Origin of the sequence: Hydrogenovibrio sp., assembly GCF_049975065.1 — a bacterium.
Lineage (GTDB): Bacteria > Pseudomonadota > Gammaproteobacteria > Thiomicrospirales > Thiomicrospiraceae > Hydrogenovibrio.
In genome coordinates this window covers 1-18,071 of sequence record NZ_JBNGDN010000007.1, presented here as the reverse complement: position 1 = coordinate 18,071, position 18,071 = coordinate 1, and the positions used below count along the sequence as shown (strand labels likewise).

Sequence of the window (18,071 nt, the reverse complement as noted above, 5' to 3'; positions counted from 1 at the left end):
GAAGCTTTATTAAACGTTTAACCAAAGGATTTTAAAGATGGCAAAAGATGTAAGATTGGGCTTAGATGCCCGCGAAAAAATGGTAGAAGGGATTAACGTTCTAGCGGATGCTGTGAAAGTGACTTTGGGGCCGAAAGGGCGTAATGTCGTGTTGGAAAAATCGTTCGGTGCGCCGACGGTGACCAAAGACGGTGTGTCTGTGGCGCGTGAAATCGAATTGGAAGACAAGTTCATGAATATGGGCGCGCAGATGGTGAAGGAAGTGTCTTCCCAAACCAATGACGTCGCTGGTGACGGCACGACCACGGCGACCGTTTTGGCGCAGTCCATCGTGCGTGAGGGGATGAAGTCTGTGGCCGCCGGTATGAACCCGATGGATTTGAACCGTGGTATTCACAAAGCCGTTGAAGCGGTCGTGGAAGAAATTCAGAAAATGGCGCAGCCTTGCACCACCTTTGAAGCCATTGCTCAGGTCGGAACTATTTCAGCCAATACGGACGCCTCGGTCGGTAAGATGATTGCCGATGCCATGGAGAAAGTGTCTACTGAAGGCGTGATCACCGTTGAAGAAGGCTCTTCTTTGCATGATGAGTTGGTTGTGGTTGAGGGGATGGAGTTCGACCGTGGTTATCTATCGCCTTACTTTGTGACCAATCAGGAAAAAATGGTCGCGGAACTGGACAATCCTTACATCCTGTTGCACGACAAGAAAATCTCCAATATTCGTGACCTTCTGCCAACCCTGGAAGCGGTTTCCAAAGCCGGTCGTCCGTTGTTGATTATTGCCGAAGACGTGGATGGCGAAGCCTTGGCGACATTGGTGATCAACAATATGCGCGGTATCGTCAAAGCCACGGCCGTGAAAGCGCCCGGTTTCGGTGAGCGTCGTAAGGCGATGCTTCAGGATATGGCGGTGCTCACCGGTGGTACGGTGATTTCCGATGAAGTGGGACTGACGCTGGAAAACGTCACTTTGGATATGCTGGGTGAAACCAAGTCGGCCGTGGTCGGTAAAGACAGTACCAAGCTGATTGATGGCACCGGCACGAAAGAAGACATCGAAGCCCGTTGCTCGCAGATCAAGTCGCAAATGGAAAACACCACTTCCGACTACGATAAAGAAAAATTGCAGGAGCGTCTGGCGAAGTTGTCCGGCGGTGTAGCGGTCATTAAGTTGGGCGCGGCCACGGAAATGGAAATGAAAGAGAAAAAAGACCGTGTGGACGATGCGTTGCACGCCACACGTGCGGCCGTGCAGGAAGGAATCGTTGCCGGTGGGGGGGTCGCTCTGGTGCGTGCGCGTTCACGCGTTCAAGTGAAGGGGGATAACGATGACCAGCAAGTCGGTATTGAAATCGCCTTGCGTGCCATGGAGGAGCCCATGCGTCAAATCGCGGCCAACTGCGGTCTGGAAGGTTCCGTCATTGTCAATAAAGTGATGGAATCCGAAGGCAATACCGGTTTTGATGCCGCTTCTGAAACCTATGTGGACATGCTGAAAGCCGGTATTATCGACCCAGCCAAAGTGACTCGTTCCGCTTTGCAGAACGCGGCTTCCGTGGCCGGTCTGGTGTTGACCACCGGTGCGGCCATTGCCGATCTGCCTTCGAAAGACGGTGGCGCGGATGCCGGTGCGGCCGCAGGAATGGGCGGAATGGGCGGCATGATGTAAATTTTGGTTTCAGAGGTTCATTTTCACGCCATCTTCTGCGTTGAGAATTAACTTCCGATGTTCATGGGCTATTTGCCCACTCCGCTTCGGGTTAAATTCTCGCCTTAAATCTGGCATAAAACTGAACCTCTGAATTCCAAAATTGAGCACTTTTATGTTTCAAAGGCCAGCTTATGCTGGCTTTTTTTGTGTCTGGCGTTTGGGAAAATGACAAAATCGCCAGGCCTGATGTTATTGCGTGAAGGCGATGCAAAGGCCTTTATGCTTTCAAAACGAACATGCTAAAATGATTGATCTAACCCTTACTCGTAATGGGTTCGGGTCACTTTGTTAAACGAATTAACGCGGTGCGCAGCGCCGACTGGTTGGAACATGGAAAACGCAATAATCAAAATTGGCATTGTCGGCGGCACAGGCTACACTGGTGTGGAGTTGCTTCGCTTACTGGCGCAACATCCACAAGTGGAAGTGGTGGCGATTACATCACGCAGTGAAGCGGGGATGTCAGTAGCGGAACTGTTTCCGAATTTGCGCGGTCATTATGATTTGGTTTTTTCCGAGCCTTCACCTGACGTTCTGACAGCGTGCGATGTGGTTTTCTTTGCCACACCGCATGGTGTGGCCATGAGTATGGCGAAAGAATTAGTGGCGGCCGGGGTGAAAATCATTGACCTCGCCGCCGACTTCCGCATTGAAAATCTCCAGGCCTGGTCAAAATGGTATGGCGTGGAACACACCTGTCCAGACATGATGCCCCAAGTGGCTTATGGTTTGCCCGAGTGGTTCCGAGACGATATTCAAAAAGCCCAGATCATCGCCAATCCCGGCTGTTATCCGACCAGCATTCTACTGGCCGCCGTGCCCTTTTTAAAAGCAGGCCTGGTGAAAACGGATGCGATCATCGCTGACGGAAAATCCGGTGTGAGCGGCGCCGGTCGCGGGGCGAAGGTGGCAATGCTCGGCGCGGAAATGAGCGAAAGTTTTAAGGCATATGGCTTGAACGGTCACCGTCACCTGCCGGAGATGCAGGAAAAGCTTCAGGTATTGAACGGTGAACCGGTGGGCTTGACCTTTGTGCCGCATCTGGTGCCAATGGTGCGCGGCATGGAGTCCACAGTGTATATGACGCTGGAAAATGACGTCAGCCAAGCCGAATTGCAATCGGTGCTGGCGTCGGCTTATGCGGATGAACCGTTCGTGGATGTGATGCCCTTCGGCAGCCAGCCCGAAACCCGTATGGTCAAAGGCACTAATATGTGTCGTCTGGCGGTGTATCGTCCAGAAGGCGGTCAGACGCTGGTAGTGTCTTCGGTCATTGATAATCTGGTCAAAGGGGCGGCCGGTCAAGCGGTTCAGAATATGAATCTGCTGTGTGGGCTTCCGGAAACTCAGGGGTTGAATCAGGTCGCCTTGATGCCCTAAAGCGGCTTGGACGTCACAGAGTAATTGCTGACGGATTCGTAAGGTTTTGATACAATGAGCGCTTTGATACATTAGGAGGCCACCATGTCCGAAATGCCTACCCCAGTGAATTTCACTGAAGCGGCTGCGGCGAAAGTCAGCGGTCTGATTGAGGATGAAGGTAATCCGAATCTGAAACTGCGTGTTTACATTACCGGCGGCGGTTGCTCCGGGTTTCAGTACGGCTTTACGTTTGACGAATCTCAGGCGGAAGATGACACCGTTGTTGAGAAAGAAGGCGTCAAACTGATGATTGACCCTATGAGCTTTCAATATCTTGTCGGCGCCAAAATCGATTATCTTGAAGATCTTCAAGGTGCCCGCTTTGTCATCGAAAACCCGAACGCCACCACCACCTGTGGTTGTGGCTCGTCCTTCGGCGTTTAGCAGACGTTTGTAATTACAGGGCGTGCGTCGCTTCTGAGCGGCGCTGCCGCGCCCGAACCAATCACTAGGAACCTAAATATGGAATATATTCCAGGCCTGGCCGGTGTTCCGGCGACCGAATCCGAAATTTCCTATATTGACGGTCAAAACGGTATTCTGACTTACCGTGGTTACGACATCATGGAACTGGCGGAATATTCCTCCTTTGAAGAAACCACCCTTTTACTGTTGTTTGGCAATCTCCCGACGGCGGATGAACTGGCGACGTTTGAAAATAAATTGCGCAATGCACGGCGGGTGAAGTACAACCTGCGCGAAATTATGAAGAATCTGCCCGCCACCACGCACCCAATGCACATGTTGCAGGTGGCGGTGGCCAGTCTGGCGAGCTTTTATCCCAGCACCGAATACATGAAAGGCGGCACCGAGAACCAGCAATACATCAATGAAGTCACGGTAAACATTATTTCGCACATGGGCACCCTTGTGGCAATGTGGGAGCATATGCGCAATGGTTACGACCCGATCGAGCCGCGCAAGGACTTGACCTACGCCGAAAACTTTCTGTATATGGTGACCGGCGAGGAACCGGACAAAGACTGGGCGCGTTTACTGGATGCCTGCTTGATTCTGCACGCCGAGCATACCATCAATGCCTCCACCTTCACCACCATGGTAACGGGTTCGACGCTGGCGAACCCCTGCTCGGTGATTTCCTCCGCCATTGCCTCCCTGTCCGGGCCCTTGCATGGCGGTGCCAATCAGAAAGTGATTGAAATGCTGGATGAAATCGGCACGCCGGAAAATGCCCGTGCCTACATTGAAAAACGCCTGTCGGAAAAGAAAGTGATCTGGGGCATGGGGCACCGGGAATACAAAACCAAGGACCCGCGTGCGACCATTCTGCAAAAGCTTTCATCGCAGCTGCTGCAGAATAAAAGTGACGCCGGTTCCCTCAGTCAGGCGTTTGCTACTGCTATGGAAGTGGAAACCGTTTGCGAAGAGCTATTGGGGCACAAGGGCGTTTACCCAAATGTGGATTTTTATTCCGGCATTCTTTACAAGGAAATGGGCTTTGATGCCGGACTCTTTACCCCCATTTTTGCGGTGGCACGTTCGGCTGGGTGGATGGCGCACTGGCGGGAACAGCTGCAGAACAATAAAATTTTCCGACCCACGCAAATATATAAGGGTGCCGGAACGGCGTGCTACTTGCCCATGGAAAAGCGGGGTGAATCCACACTGTCAATCGACTGATGGATACTTTCAAAATCGCAAACAAAAAAAGCGCCAGGCCTGGCGCTTTTTTATTGTCTTCCTCTTTGTAGCCGATGCCGTGTGTTGTTTCTGGCGTCAAAGGGCGCTGAGGCGGTTAGACGTCGAGGTAATCCAGAATACCTTCCGCCGCTTTGCGGCCTTCGGCAATGGCGTGCACCACCAGGCTGGAACCGCGCACCATGTCGCCACCGGCAAACACTTGAGCGTTTGATGTCTGGAAAGGGTAGTCGCCGCTTTCCTGCGCCACCACCGTCTGCCAGTCGGTTAAGCCGATATTGTGGTCTTGGAACCAGGCGGGCGGGTTCGGCTGGAAGCCAAAGGCGACAATGACGGCATCGCATTCAATTACGGTTTCCGACCCTTCAATCATTTCCGCACGACGACGCCCGTTTTCATCCGGCTCGCCCATGCGGGTTTCAATGACCTTCAGCCCCGTGACTTGACCGTTTTCGGCCAGCACTTCCACCGGTGCCAGATTGAATTTAAACTGCACGCCTTCTTCCTTGGCGTTCTTCACTTCGGCGCGGGAACCGGGCATATTGGCTTCGTCACGACGGTAGACGCAGTAGACTTCACGGGCACCCTGACGAATCGAGGTGCGGGTACAGTCCATGGTGGTGTCGCCACCGCCTAGAACCACCACGCGCTTGCCTTTCATGGAAACATAGGGTTCCGGCGACTGCTCCATCCCCAGTTCGTGCTTGACGTTGCCAATGAGGAAATCCAGCGCTTTGTAGACCTGCGGCAGATCCTCCCCGGGGAAGCGTCCGGCCATCGGCTTGTAGGTGCCCATGCCGAGGAAAACCGCATCATAGTCCTGCAGAAGCTGTTCAAAGGTAATGTCCTTACCAATCTCAGTATTGCAGTGGAACTCAACGCCCATGCCTTCGAGGATGTTACGGCGCTTGACGACGATTTCCTTATCAAGCTTGAACTGCGGAATCCCAAAGGTCAGCAGGCCGCCGATCTGCTGTTCTTTTTCGAACACCACTGGTTTGACGCCGTTACGAATCAAAATGTCGGCACAGCCCAGACCGGCAGGACCGGAACCGACAATGGCGACCTTCTTGTCCGTCATGGGGATGTTGCTCAGGCTGGGCGTCCAACCCATTTCGGTGGCGGTGTCGGTGATGTACTTTTCCACTGCGCCAATGGTGACGGCACCGAAGTGAGTGTCTTCCAAAGTACAGGCTTCTTCACACAGGCGATCCTGCGGACAGATGCGACCGCACATTTCCGGCAGCGAGTTTGTCTGATGGGACAATTCGGCCGCTTCCAACACATTGCCTTCGGCGACCAGCTTCAGCCAGTTTGGAATGTAGTTGTGCACCGGGCACGCCCATTCACAATAAGGATTACCGCAATGCAGGCAGCGATCCGCCTGAGCCTGAGCCTGAGCCAGGGTGAATTCCGTGTAAATCTCATTGAAATTCTGTTTGCGGTCCATGGCTTCTTTTTTGCTCGGAAGCTGTCGATCCAGTTCTAAAAATTGTCTTACATTTCCCATGGTTCGTTTCCTTATTCTCCATCACCGCAGTTGGCAAATAAATCCAATAATTTGTCCACACCGATGGCGCGAGACTTGATCAACCAGAAATTATGCAGATAGCGGCTGAAATCCTGCAGCACCTCCTGACCGAAGGCACTGTCGGTTTTCGCCACGTATTCCGCCAGAAGGTCTTTGAGGTAAATGCGATAGGCTTCGGTGGACTCGGTGTCGATACGAATGGCTTCCACCATTTCCGAGTTCAGGCGGTCGGGCAGGGTGCGATCCAAGTCCAGGATAAAGGCCATGCCGCCGGACATCCCCGCGCCGAAGTTAACCCCCACCGCGCCAAGGCTCACCACAGTCCCGCCCGTCATGTATTCACAGCCGTGATCCCCCAGGCCTTCGACCACGGCGGTTGCACCGGAGTTACGCACGGCAAAGCGTTCACCGCCTGTGCCGTTGGCAAACAGTTTACCGCCAGTGGCACCGTACAAACAGGTGTTGCCGACAATTGGCGTCAGATGCGGGTCAAATGCGTGCCCCCTTGCCGGACGGATGACGATTTCACCCCCGGCCATGCCTTTGCCGACATAGTCGTTGGCATCGCCTTCTAAGTGCAAATTCAGTCCGTCTACGTTAAAGACGCCGAAAGACTGGCCGGCAATACCGGTCAGTTTCAGGGTGATCGGCTGATTTTTCATGCCGTGGTTGCCATAACGCTGGGCGATTTCACCGGCGACACGTGCGCCGATGGAGCGAGCGGTGTTGACCAGTGTAAAGTCGAACTGACCGCCACTTTTCGCGTCAATAGCAGGCAACACGGCTTTCACGATATCTTCTGCCAGATGACCGTCGTCCCAAGGGTTGTTGCGATCCACTTGAACGGTTTGCGGTTTGGATGGATCCACGCCGCCGTCCGAAATGATGGGCGTCAAATCAATGTGCTGCTGCTTTTGCGTCAGCGGCGCATCGATTTTCTTTAACAGATCGACGCGTCCAACCAAATCTTCCAGGCGTGCCACGCCCAGTTTGGCTAACCATTCGCGGGTTTCTTCCGCCACGAAGGTGAAATAGTTGATCACCATTTCCGGCAGGCCGACAAAATGTTCCTTCCGCAGACGCTCATCCTGCGTGGCCACACCCACGGCACAGGTGTTCAAGTGGCAGATGCGCAGGTATTTGCAGCCCAGCGCAATCATCGGCGCTGTGCCGAAACCAAAGGACTCGGCACCGAGAATGGCGGCTTTAATCACGTCCAGGCCGGTTTTGAGGCCGCCGTCGGACTGCAGAATGACCTGGCCGCGCAAATCGTTGGCACGCAATACCTGATGCGCTTCCACCAAGCCCATTTCAAAGGGGTTGCCCGCATATTTGACCGACGTGAGTGGGCTGGCACCGGTGCCGCCGTCGTAACCGGAAATGGTGATCAGATCGGCGTAGGCTTTTGCCACCCCAGCGGCAATGGTGCCAACACCGGGTTCCGCTACCAATTTGACTGAGACCAGTGCGTTTGGATTGACCTGCTTTAAATCGAAAATCAACTGCGCCAAATCTTCAATCGAATAAATATCGTGATGCGGTGGCGGTGAAATCAAGGTGACGCCTTCCACCGAATGGCGCAAACGCGCAATGGTGGCATCCACTTTATGACCCGGCAACTGACCGCCTTCACCCGGTTTCGCGCCTTGTGCAACTTTGATTTGCAGCACTTCGGCGTTGCGTAAATAATGTGCGGTCACACCAAAACGCCCGGAGGCGATTTGTTTGATTTTCGACATTTTTTCGGTGCCGTAGCGGGACGGATCCTCCGCCCCTTCACCGGAGTTGGAGCGTGCGCCGATGCGATTCATGGCTATCGCTAGGGCTTCGTGGGCTTCTGGCGACAAGGCACCCAACGAAATCCCTGCGGAGTCGAAACGCTTGAAGATGGATTCGATGGGTTCAACCTGATCCAATGCAATCGGCTTGAGGTTGTCCTTAAAGGTGATGAGATCACGCACCGTCATGGCGGGGCGTTCGTTTACCAGTTGAGCAAACTTGGCATAGGCCGCTTGATCCCCTTTTTGCACCGCATCGCGCAAATAATTGACCACATCGGGGTTGTAGGCGTGGTATTCCCCGCCGTGAATGTATTTCAGCAGGCCGCCGGGTTGTAAAAATTTGCGGGGGTTAAAGGCGTGCTTGGCCACTTTCGCCAAGTCGCTTTCCAAATCGTCAAAGCGTGTCCCTTCGATACGGGTCGGTGTGCCCTTAAAGCAGAGATCGACAATCTCACGACTGAGGCCGACGGCTTCAAACAGTTGCGATCCGCGATAGGACGTAATGGTCGAAATTCCCATTTTTGAGAGAATCTTGAACAGGCCTTTATTGATGCCTTTGCGATAGTTTTTAATGTACTGATCTAAGCCGACTTTCTCATCCAGTTCTCGGGTGCGAATCATGTCTTGGATGGTTTCATAGGCGAGATACGGATAAACCGCGGTGGCACCGTAGCCAAACAGCACGGCAAAGTGGTGTGGGTCGCGGCTGCTGCCGGTTTCAACAATGAGGTTGGCTTCTGGGCGCAGACCTTCCTGAATCAGGCGATGGTGGACCGCACCGGTTGCCATGGCGGCCGGGATGGTCACCAACCCCTTTTCAATCGACAGATCGCTGAGAATGAGCAGTGTCACGCCTTGGTTTACGGCCTCGACAGTGGCATCGCACAAGTCAACGATGGCTTGTTTCAGGTCTTTCTGGTCTGGATTGTAGTGCATGGAAACGCGTTGGTGACGGTAATGTTCGTCCACCATGCCCAGCAAGTGTTTCATCATCGATGGTGATAAAATCGGTGACTGCGACTCTAAGCGGCGTGCATGGGCTTCGCTTTCGTCAAACATATTCAATTCGCGGCCGAAACAGGTGTTCAGTGACATCACAATGTTTTCCCGCAAGGGGTCAATCGGCGGATTGGTGACCTGAGCAAACATCTGGCGGAAATAATCGTAAACCGAACGCTCTTTGTGCGAGAAAACCGGCAAGGGGGCATCATCGCCCATGGAGCCAATGGCCTCCTGACTGGATTCGGCGAGAACACGAATAATCTGATCCCGCTCTTCAAACGAGACCTGGTAATATTTTTGATACACATCTGCGGTGTCGGCGTCCCAGTCGGAAGTATAGGCCTCCGACTCCAGGCGCTCTTCTAAGTGCATATAGCCTTTGTCCATCCACTGACGGTAGGGTTTGGCTTGCTTGAGGGCATTGTCGATGTCTTCCGGTTTGAGCAGACGACCGGCTTCCAGATCCACCGCAATGATTTGGCCGGGCTTCAGGCGACCTTTTTCCAGTACGTCTTCCGGTGCGTAGTTGTAAACACCAATTTCCGAGGCAAAGGTAATGTGGCGATCTTTGGTGACGACATAGCGCGTTGGGCGCAGGCCGTTTCGATCCACACCGCAGATGGCGTATTTGCCGGTGTTGATCACCATGCCAGCCGGGCCGTCCCAGGGTTCCATGTGCATGGAGTTGTATTCCAGAAACGCTTTGAGATCTGGGTCCATGTGCGGCATATTCTGCCAAGCGGGCGGAATCAGCAGGCGTAATGCCTGAAATACCGGCATATCACCCATCATCAGCACTTCCAGCATGTTGTCCAATGAGTTGGAGTCGGAACCTTCCTGTGCGACCAAAGGCTTCAGTTCCGCCAGGTCTGGAATCAGCGGGGTGGCAAATTTGCTTTGACGCGCCAACGCCCAATTGCGGTTGCCTTTAATGGTGTTCAGCTCGCCGTTGTGCGCCAGGAAGCGGAAAGGTTGCGCCAGTCGCCATTGCGGCAAGGTGTTGGTGGAAAAACGCTGGTGATAGGAAATCAACGAAGACTCGAAGTCTTCAGACTTCAAATCCAGATAATATTCCGGCAACTCTTTCGGCATGACCAGCCCTTTGTAGGACATCAGCTGGCTGTGCAGGGAGGCAATGTAAAAAGTGCTGTCGTCCGCTTCAAGCGCCATTTCCGCTTTGCGGCGCGCTACAAACAGCAAACGATTGAAATCGGCGTCCGTCATGTCGGCCGGAGCATTGACAAAAATCTGTTCGATGCGCGGTTCCATCCCGGCGGCTTGGGCACCGAGAACGTCCGACGCCACCGGCACGGTGCGCCAGCCTGCCACGTCCAGCCCTTTGTTGTTCAGAAACTGTTCCAGCGTTGACTTGGCCTGTTCAGCTTTGGTCGTGTCCTGGTTCAAAAACACCATGCCGCAGGCATAATTGTCGGATAATTTCGCCCCTAGGGCGCTGGCTTGGGCGCGTAAAAAGCCATCCGGTTTTTTAATGAGCAGACCACAGCCGTCACCCGTACAACAGTCCGCCGCGACGCCACCACGGTGCGTCATATTGGCTAAGGACTCGATGGCGGTTTGCACGACCCAGTGGCTGGGCTGGTCGTCCATTTGGGCAATCATGCCAAACCCGCAGTTCTCTCGTTCGAATTCGGGCGAATAGAGTCCTTGTAAGCTGTTGAGTGAATTCATAATTCAGTTTCCTGTTTTCAACATTTATCGTCGGTGTTTTTTCGTAACACCTTGTTGTGTAACACCTTGTTATAGAAGGTCTTTTGGGCGATAGTATGGGTGTTGTTGGTCGTAAAATTTAAAATGGTGCGAAATTATACTTTTTTTGACTCTCGAAAGCAATGTTTCGGGCGCGGTCGCCGGTGCAGCTGGGTGTGAGTGGGGGAAGCGAAAACAGCCAGCCTTGGCTGTTTTCGAGAGGGTGAAGTGGCGGGCGGCGGGTCTCAGTGTTTGTCGATCAGAGACGAACCGCTCATTTCTTCAGGTTGCCCGATGGCCATCAGATCCAGTAAGGTCGGGATGACATCGCATAAAGCGCCGCCCGTGCGCAGGGCAAAATCACGCTCACCGAAATACACCAGCGGCACTGGGAAGGTGGTGTGCGAGGTCACTGGCTTGCCGGTTTCGTCGTCAAACAGCATTTCCATATTGCCGTGGTCGGCGGTCACGATGGCCTCGCCCCCAGCGGCCTTCAGTGCCGCTAAAATCTCGCCCAGTGCTGCGTCAACCGCTTCAACCGCCTTAATGCAGGCATCAAACACCCCTGTGTGGCCAACCATGTCTGGGTTGGCGATATTGCAGATAAAGGTGTCGTATTGACCGCTTTGAATGGCTGCGATCAGCTTTTCTTTCACTTCTGGCAGGCTCATTTCCGGCTGTAAATCGTAGGTGGCGACTTTCGGGGAGTTGACCAGAATGCGATCTTCCCCTCGGTTTGGTTCCTCAACGCCGCCATTGAAAAAGAAGGTGACGTGAGCGTATTTTTCGGTTTCGGCAATGCGCAGCTGCTTCAATCCTTTTTTGGAAACATACTCGCCAAAGGTGTTGCGCAATTTGTTTGGGCGATAGGCAATGAGTGCGCCGAATTTCTCAAAGTTCTTTTTGTATTCGGTGAGGGTGACGAAAGAGGACAATACCGGGGTGTTGCAACGGTGAAAGTCGGCAAAGTCGTCTACAATAAAGGCTTTGGTCAGCTGGCGGGCGCGGTCGGAACGGAAGTTCATAAAAATGACCGAGTCGCCGTCCTTGACGCGGACGTGCTTACCATCTTCTTTGCGGGGAATGACTGTGGCTTGGATGAATTCGTCATTTTCACCGCGTTCGTACGCCATTTCAACGGCTTCTTCAGCGGAAGCCGCCTCGAACAGCCCTTCACCACAGGTGATGGCGTCATAGGCTTGTTTAACACGATCCCAGCGGTTGTCGCGATCCAAGGCGTAATAACGACCGGTAACGGAGGCGATTTCACCGCCACCCAGTTGCTGCATAAAGCTTTCCAGTTCTTCGATGTATTGTATGGCGCTGCGCGGCGAAGTATCACGCCCATCGGTGAAAACGTGGACGTAGATTTCGGCACCACGCTCATGCGCCATTTGCACACTGGCCTTGATGTGGTTGATGTGTGAGTGTACGCCGCCGTCGGACAGCAAGCCGAGAATATGAACCTTGCGTCGGCGGTCAATGGCGGCGTCAATCGCTTTCAGCAGGGCGTTGTTTTGAAAGAAGCGTCCGTCGTCGATGTCTTTTTGAATGCGGGTCAGTTCTTGATACACCACGCGTCCGGCTCCAAGATTCATGTGGCCGACTTCGGAGTTACCCATCTGTCCATCGGGTAAGCCCACCGCCATGCCGGAGGTGCTGATCAGGGTGTGGTGATAGTCTTTAAGCAGTTGATCCCAGTTGGGTGTGTTGGCTTGTGCAATGGCATTGTGCTGTTTGGCTTCACGATGTCCCCAGCCGTCCAAGATGATCAATCCGGTAGGTCGGTGTTCGATTTGCACTGTCTCTGTCATGTGGTTTCCTTTTGAGAAGCGGTTTCGCGGTTTCGGGAGTTGAGCCGCAAAAAAGAATAAAATTTGAAAATGTCATTTATTGTAACGAGTTTGACTGTTAAAATCATTAGCTTTGAATTTTGGCGGATGTTATCCAAGGAATTATGAATGTTTATTGAATTTGTGGAAGAGCAAATTTTTCTTTTTATCGCACTGGGTGTGATAGCGGTGATGTTGGCGTACAGTTACTTCGGGGATCGCTTGTCGGGGTATCAAACGGTGAACGCCGATGAAGCCGTGCGACTGTACAATGCCGGTGCCTGGGTGCTGGATGTGCGTTCGGATGCGGAATACAAAACCGGTTTTATCGGTGAAGCGGAGCATATTTCTTCAACGGAGGTCGCGAAAAAGATGGAGACCATTCGCCCCCATAAAGACGAGTTGGTGTTGGTCTATTGTCAGTCGGGTATGCGGTCGGCCTCGGTGGCGAAAACGCTGGTAAAAGAAGGCTTTACCAAGGTGAATAACCTCAGTGGCGGAATCTTGTCGTGGAAAAACGCTGGCCTGCCCCTAAATAAGCCGGTTTCTAAAAAAAAACTAAGAAAAGAAAAAAAGTGAGTTCGAAGATGCCAAAAATCGTTATGTACGTAACCCAGACCTGTCCATTTTGCACCATGGCCAGAAGCCTGTTGGATGGAAAAGGCTTGGCCTATGACGTGATTGATGTGGGCAGTGACCGTGCCATGTGGGCCGAATTGCAGGCCAAGTCCGGTCGCAATACCGTGCCGCAGGTGTTTATTGGCGAACATCATGTCGGTGGGTTTGACGATTTGTCGGCCGCCGAGCGTTCGGGCGAATTGGATCAGCTTTTGGCCGAGTAAGCTCGGTTGTCCAGACACTCAGTCGCGTAATAGGTGATCATGTCGATCATTGAAAAATATAGCAAAGTTTACAGTTTATTAATCTAAGTATTCATCTAAGGAAATGTCATGTCAGAGCAAGCGGAAAAGCACTTTTCCATTCAAAAAATTTACACGCGCAACATCTCATTTGAAGCGCCCAATTCACCGGAAATGTTCACTCAGGAGTTCCAGCCGCAGTTGGACGTCGATTTGAATGTGGAAACTTCGAACCTTGAAGAAGGGGTCTATCACGCCGTCGTTCGAGTGACAGCGACCACTAAAGTTGGCGAAAAAACCGCTTTTCTGTGTGAAGTGGAGCAGGCTGGCATTTTTACCATCACCGGATTTGGTGAGGATGAACTGGGCTACCTCTTAGCGACTCAATGCCCAAATGCGCTCTTTCCCTATGCGCGCGAAGCGATTTCCGAAATGGTCACCCGTGGCGGCTTCCCGCAGTTGTTGTTGGAGCCGGTGAATTTCGATGCGATGTATGCCAATCATTTGCAGCAGCAGGGCAACGCAGCGGCACCGGAAACACAGCAATAACCTTGTGTTGTGAAACTCGGTCTCGTTTTAAGGCGCTCGCATGACTCGGCAGACTGAAGCGGCCGGCATTGCGGTTTTAGGGGCGGGTGCTTGGGGAACGGCGCTGGCGATTCATTTGGCCAAAAATGGTCATGCGGTTCGTCTGTGGGAGCATCAGCCAGAGCGCGCAGCGCAGCTGCAAAAATATCGTCAAAATGAGCGTTATTTGCGCGGCGTCACTTTTCCGGAAAATCTTACGGTTTCCTCAGACCTGGCGGAAACGGTTCAGCAGGTGGGTGCGGTGCTGATGGTGGTGCCCAGCCATGTGTTTCGTGAGGTTTTGCGCCGTTTGGGTGAGGTTCGCGATTTTCGCCAGGCCTGGCCACATTTTGCTTGGGCGACAAAAGGGTTTGAGCCGGACAGCAGCTTGCTTCTGCACCAAGTGGTGGCAGAAGAAGCGCCTGAAATGAAAGCCATGGCTGTGTTGTCTGGCCCCACCTTTGCGGATGAAGTGGCGCGGGGCTTGCCCACAGCGATGGTCAGCGCCTCTTCGGATGCCTCAGAGGCTCAGTTTTGGGCGGATGCCTTTCATTGTGACACCTTTCGAATGTACACTCAGTCGGATATTGTTGGCGTGGAAATCGGTGGAGCTTATAAAAACATTATGGCCATTGCCACCGGTTTGTCGGACGGTTTGCATTTGGGCGCCAATGCGCGCGCGGCACTGATTGGACGCGGCATGAAAGAGATGATGCGGTTTGGCGCAGCCCTCGGAGCGCAGCCGGATACGCTGATGGGGTTGTCAGGCCTGGGCGATTTGGTGTTGACCTGTACCGATAATCTGTCGCGTAATCGGCGTTTCGGTTTGAAGATGGCGCAGCCGGGTGTGACGGCGGAAGACGTGATGGCCGAAATCGGTCAAGTGGTGGAGGGGGTTAAAGCCGCCAAAGCGGTGAAGCGCATTGCCGAACAACGGCATTTGGATTTGCCGATTATGGAACAGGTTTATTGCATTATCAGCGGCGAAAAGACGGCGCAGCAAGCGGTGAAAACCCTGATGCATCGTGATGGGCGCTCGGAAACAGAGCCCTTTTAGCGAGAACGGAAAACCACCAGGCTTGGTGGTTTTTGCGATTCAGTGAGCGGGCAGATTCATGTCGAAGTCGAGTTGACGCCAGGCTTCGTAAGCCATCACCGACACCGCATTCGCCAGATTCAGGCTGCGCCCGCCCGGCACCATGGGAATGGTGAGGCGTTGTTGCCGCGGCAGACTCTGCAAAACATCGGCGGGCAAGCCTCGGCTTTCCGGGCCGAACAAAAAGGCGTCGCCGTTTTCAAAGATCGGTTCGGTATAATAACGGTCGGTTTTGGTGGTGAGTGCAAACACACGATTGGGTTGCAGTATTTTCAGGCAGTTTTCAAGCGATTCGTGCTCGTGCAGATTGGCCAGTTCGGCGTAATCCAGTCCGGCGCGGCGCACTTTTTTTTCGCTGAGGTCGAACGCATAGGGCTGAATCAAATGCAGGTGTGCGCCCATATTGGCGCTGAGTCGAATCAATGCCCCAGTGTTTTGTGGAATTTCCGGTTCATATAAAATAATGTGGATCATAATAATGTAGTGGTGAACAACTTGGTTGATTTGTCGGTTGAATTAAAGGGCATTCGATTTGCCAACCCGGTGGCGATGGCCTCCGGTAATGCCGGTTACGGTTTTGAGTACCAAGCGGTTTCCGGTTTCGCCAACCGAGATGTCGGTGCGGTGTTTCTGAAAGGCACGACTCTGGAACCAAAACTGGGCAATAAACCAGAACGGGTAATGGAATCGCCTTGCGGCCTGTTGAATTCCATTGGTTTGCAAAACCCGGGGGCGCACGCCGTGATTGCAGATTATCTACCAAAGCTGGATCTAAGCCAAACACAATTTATCATTAATGTCTCCGGCTCGTCAGTGGAGGAGTATGCGCAAGTCGTGCGTTTGTTCGACCAAACCGACCTGCCGGCGATTGAAGTGAATATTTCCTGTCCGAATGTGAAAAAAGGCGGCGCGGCCTTCGGAAACGACCCAGATATGGCGGCGCGCGTGGTGGAGGCTTGTCGTGCCAGCACCCGCAAGCCGTTGATTGTGAAATTGTCGCCCAACCAGACCGATATTGCCGAAGGGGCGCGTCGCGTGATTGACGCTGGGGCGGATATATTGTCCGCCATTAATACCTTGATGGGCATGCAGATCGACATTCATTCCGCCAGACCGACACTGGGCAATAATCAGGGCGGGCTTTCCGGTCCGGCGATTAAACCGATTGCTCTGTTGAAGGTGCATCAGGTCTATCAAGTGGCCAAACACTATGACGTGCCGATTATCGGCTTAGGCGGCATTACTTCGGCGGAAGATGCCATTGAGTTTATCCTCGCCGGCGCCTCGATGGTTGCGATTGGCACAGGCCTGGCAAAAGATCCGTTGATGGTGAAAAAAGTCGCCAAAGGCATTGAGCGATATATGAAGCGTCACGGCTATGCCACGGTTCAGGAAATGACCGGCCGCCTGACGCTGAACACCGACACCGTTTTGTGTGGCTGAAAAACGTTTATCAAAACAGTCCGCATACATTCCAATCCTCAACCCATTGAAAAAGAACTCAACATAATAATGAATATGAAAACAGTAGAAGAACAATTAGCGATTATCAAACGTGGCGCGGAAGAGATTCTGGTCGAGAAAGAACTGGTGGAAAAGCTGGAATCGGGCAAGCCGCTAAAAGTCAAAGCTGGCTTTGATCCGACTGCGCCGGACTTGCACCTTGGGCACACGGTGCTGATTAACAAATTGAAGCAGTTTCAGGATTTAGGGCATGAAATTTTATTCCTGATCGGCGACTTTACCGCCATGATTGGCGACCCGACCGGCAAAAGCGCCACGCGCCCCCCTTTGTCGGAAGACGATGTGTTGCGCAATGCGGAAACCTATAAAGAGCAGGTGTTCAAGATTTTGGATCCGGCGAAAACCCAAGTGGTGTTCAACTCCGAGTGGATGTCGAAATTGACGGCGGCGGACATGATTAAGCTGGCCGGCACCACGACGGTGGCGCGGATGTTGGAACGTAATGATTTTGGTGATCGTTATGCGTCCAATACGCCCATTGCAATACACGAATTTTTGTACCCACTGGTGCAAGGCTACGATTCCGTGGCAATGGACGCAGACATTGAGCTGGGCGGTACCGATCAAAAGTTCAATTTGCTGATGGGGCGAACCTTGCAGCAACATTACGGAAAACCGGCGCAATGCACCTTAACCATGCCGATTTTGGAAGGCTTGGACGGCGTGCAAAAAATGTCCAAATCCTTAGGGAACTATATCGGTATCCAAGATGCCCCGAATGATATGTTCGGCAAGGTGATGTCGATTTCCGATGAACTGATGTGGCGCTACTTTGAACTGCTGTCGTTTGAATCGCTGGAAACCATAGCGGCTTATCAACAAGCGGTGAAAGACGGTGAAAATCCGCGCAATATCAAAATTAAGCTGGCGTTGGAACTGATTGAACGTTTCCACAATTCAGAAAGTGCCGAAGCGGCTTTGAACGATTTTGAGACCCGTTTTTCCAAAAACGCCATTCCAGATGAAATGCCGGAATTTACCTTCAATGAGGTCATGCCACTGGCGAATGTATTGAAAGAAGCCGGTTTGGTTGCTTCGACTTCCGACGGCCATCGTATGGTCAAGCAAGGTGCGGTGAAGCTGAACGGCGAAAAAGTCACCGACAGCCGAGCCAAGGTTGAAAACTGCGAGGCGCAGGTGTATCAGGTAGGTAAACGCAAATTTGCCCGCATTAGCGTGCAGGCCTGATGGTTTGAAAACCCCATTATCGCAATCGACCAGGCCTGGTCAAAACTGCCAGGCCTGGCAGAATGCCAAAGCGGTGAAAAAACCCAGTCAGCGGTTGACATAACCCTAAAACATTCTATAATACGTCAATCTTTTTTGGCTACATAGCTCAGCTGGTTAGAGCACATCACTCATAATGATGGGGTCCC

General features: G+C 52.8%; 14 protein-coding genes. 10 read left to right on the top strand and 4 right to left on the bottom strand.

All coding sequences use genetic code 11. The features are described from left to right. Positions 1–37: 37 nt before the first annotated feature. The 4 genes from groL (at position 38) to ACP5D0_RS02175 (ending at position 4,777) form a co-directional block, all read left to right on the top strand. Positions 38–1,672, top strand: a complete 1,635-nt coding sequence (gene groL / locus ACP5D0_RS02190) for a chaperonin GroEL (RefSeq protein ID WP_472363920.1) — start codon at positions 38–40, stop codon at positions 1,670–1,672. A 372-nt stretch (positions 1,673–2,044) separates the two neighbouring features. Next, the gene (gene argC / locus ACP5D0_RS02185) at positions 2,045–3,094 is read left to right on the top strand and encodes an N-acetyl-gamma-glutamyl-phosphate reductase (RefSeq protein WP_472363919.1); all 1,050 of its coding nucleotides are present in this window, start codon (positions 2,045–2,047) and stop codon (positions 3,092–3,094) included. Between the two features lie 84 nt (positions 3,095–3,178). Continuing rightward, positions 3,179–3,520, top strand: coding sequence for an iron-sulfur cluster insertion protein ErpA (erpA, locus tag ACP5D0_RS02180; protein ID WP_472363917.1), 342 nt, complete (start codon positions 3,179–3,181; stop codon positions 3,518–3,520). A 78-nt stretch (positions 3,521–3,598) separates the two neighbouring features. After that, positions 3,599–4,777, top strand: coding sequence for a citrate synthase (locus tag ACP5D0_RS02175; protein ID WP_472363916.1), 1,179 nt, complete (start codon positions 3,599–3,601; stop codon positions 4,775–4,777). Between the two features lie 115 nt (positions 4,778–4,892). Here the strand turns inward: ACP5D0_RS02175 and ACP5D0_RS02170 are convergent, their stop codons facing one another. The 3 genes from ACP5D0_RS02170 to gpmI all read right to left on the bottom strand — a co-directional run bounded on the left by ACP5D0_RS02170 (position 4,893) and on the right by gpmI (position 12,630). Continuing rightward, the gene (locus tag ACP5D0_RS02170) at positions 4,893–6,305 is read right to left on the bottom strand and encodes a glutamate synthase subunit beta (RefSeq protein WP_472363915.1); all 1,413 of its coding nucleotides are present in this window, start codon (positions 6,303–6,305) and stop codon (positions 4,893–4,895) included. 11 nt (positions 6,306–6,316) lie between these two features. Further along, a complete protein-coding gene (gltB, locus tag ACP5D0_RS02165) occupies positions 6,317–10,798 on the bottom strand; it encodes a glutamate synthase large subunit (RefSeq protein ID WP_472363914.1) in 4,482 nt (1,493 codons plus the stop codon). 263 nt (positions 10,799–11,061) lie between these two features. Then, a complete protein-coding gene (gene gpmI, locus ACP5D0_RS02160) occupies positions 11,062–12,630 on the bottom strand; it encodes a 2,3-bisphosphoglycerate-independent phosphoglycerate mutase (RefSeq protein ID WP_472363913.1) in 1,569 nt (522 codons plus the stop codon). A 147-nt stretch (positions 12,631–12,777) separates the two neighbouring features. On the opposite strand from gpmI, the gene ACP5D0_RS02155 reads away from it, so the two are divergent. The 4 genes from ACP5D0_RS02155 (at position 12,778) to ACP5D0_RS02140 (ending at position 15,132) form a co-directional block, all read left to right on the top strand. Further along, on the top strand, positions 12,778–13,227 hold the full coding sequence (locus ACP5D0_RS02155) for a rhodanese-like domain-containing protein (RefSeq protein ID WP_472363912.1): 450 nt from the start codon (positions 12,778–12,780) through the stop codon (positions 13,225–13,227). Between the two features lie 8 nt (positions 13,228–13,235). Then, on the top strand, positions 13,236–13,490 hold the full coding sequence (gene grxC, locus ACP5D0_RS02150; RefSeq protein ID WP_472363911.1) for a glutaredoxin 3: 255 nt from the start codon (positions 13,236–13,238) through the stop codon (positions 13,488–13,490). Positions 13,491–13,598: 108 nt separating this feature from the next. Continuing rightward, positions 13,599–14,057: a protein-export chaperone SecB gene (gene secB / locus ACP5D0_RS02145; protein ID WP_472363910.1), complete on the top strand. Its 459-nt coding sequence runs from the start codon at positions 13,599–13,601 to the stop codon at positions 14,055–14,057. Between the two features lie 40 nt (positions 14,058–14,097). Further along, positions 14,098–15,132: an NAD(P)H-dependent glycerol-3-phosphate dehydrogenase gene (locus ACP5D0_RS02140; protein ID WP_472363909.1), complete on the top strand. Its 1,035-nt coding sequence runs from the start codon at positions 14,098–14,100 to the stop codon at positions 15,130–15,132. 39 nt (positions 15,133–15,171) lie between these two features. Here the strand turns inward: ACP5D0_RS02140 and ACP5D0_RS02135 are convergent, their stop codons facing one another. Continuing rightward, on the bottom strand, positions 15,172–15,645 hold the full coding sequence (locus ACP5D0_RS02135; protein WP_472363908.1) for a tRNA (cytidine(34)-2'-O)-methyltransferase: 474 nt from the start codon (positions 15,643–15,645) through the stop codon (positions 15,172–15,174). 21 nt (positions 15,646–15,666) lie between these two features. Between ACP5D0_RS02135 and ACP5D0_RS02130 the strand changes: the two genes are divergently transcribed. Continuing rightward, on the top strand, positions 15,667–16,614 hold the full coding sequence (locus ACP5D0_RS02130; protein WP_472363967.1) for a dihydroorotate dehydrogenase: 948 nt from the start codon (positions 15,667–15,669) through the stop codon (positions 16,612–16,614). A gap of 75 nt (positions 16,615–16,689) precedes the next feature. Further along, positions 16,690–17,883: a tyrosine--tRNA ligase gene (gene tyrS, locus ACP5D0_RS02125; RefSeq protein WP_472363966.1), complete on the top strand. Its 1,194-nt coding sequence runs from the start codon at positions 16,690–16,692 to the stop codon at positions 17,881–17,883. The last annotated feature ends 188 nt before the right edge of the window (positions 17,884–18,071 follow it).